Origin of the sequence: Bradyrhizobium sp. CCBAU 25338 (genome assembly GCF_028128965.1) — a bacterium.
In the GTDB taxonomy this organism is placed as follows: domain Bacteria; phylum Pseudomonadota; class Alphaproteobacteria; order Rhizobiales; family Xanthobacteraceae; genus Bradyrhizobium; species Bradyrhizobium liaoningense.
The window spans coordinates 864-1,578 of the sequence record NZ_LFKY01000001.1; the positions used below are offsets into that span (position 1 = coordinate 864).

General features: G+C 66.2%; 2 protein-coding genes. Both read right to left on the minus strand.

Translation table 11 applies throughout. The features are described from left to right. Window positions 1-42: 42 nt before the first annotated feature. Window positions 43-390 (minus strand): IS66 family insertion sequence element accessory protein TnpB, encoded by a 348-nt coding sequence (tnpB, locus tag ACM42_RS00010; RefSeq protein WP_271526091.1) that lies wholly within the window; start codon window positions 388-390, stop codon window positions 43-45. Between the two features lie 124 nt (window positions 391-514). Beyond that, a partial coding sequence (locus tag ACM42_RS00015) for a transposase (RefSeq protein ID WP_271526092.1) occupies window positions 515-715 on the minus strand: 201 nt, incomplete at its 5' end.

The following is a 715-nucleotide window of genomic DNA, read 5'->3' on the forward strand; positions in this document are numbered from 1 at the left end:
TGTCCGAACTGCCGATCGTGTTATCGATTCAAATCCCGGCGATCAGCCAGCCGCCTGCGGGCGCCACGTATGTTGCGGCATCCGCCAGTCAATGCCCTCGAGCAAATAGCCAAGCTGGGCTGGGGTAATGCTCACCACGCCGTCAGCCGGCGACGGCCACAGGAAACGGCCGCGCTCCAGCCGCTTGGCGTAGAGCGACATGCCCAGCCCATCGTGCCAAAGAATCTTGATCAGTTTGCCGCTCTTGCCACGGAACACGTAGAGGTCTCCGCCGGGCGGATCGCGCCTGAAGGCTTCCTGCACCAGCACGGCCAGCGAGTTCATGCCGCGGCGCATGTCGGTGTGGCCGGTCGCAATCCACACCCGCACGCCCGACGGGATGGAGATCATCGCGACCGTCCATCAGCCAGCGCCGCGACCACCGCCTTCAGCGTTGCCGCGTCGACCGCGCCAGTAATCCGCATCCGAGCTCCGGCCGCAAACTCGATCTCGATCGCCCCGCCGGCCGGCTCGACTAGACCAGGCGTCGCCCCCGATTCCGGTACAGCATCGCCGGTATGAAGCTCGTGTGCTGATCGGCGGCATCCGCCGGCTCGGGACGAAACGCTCGCCGCCATCGCAGCAGCAACGAGCGCGAAACGCCATATCGCCGCGCCGTCGCCGCGACCTGGCGCGGCGCCTGTAAGCTCTCCAGGACGATCTTGAGCTTCTCATC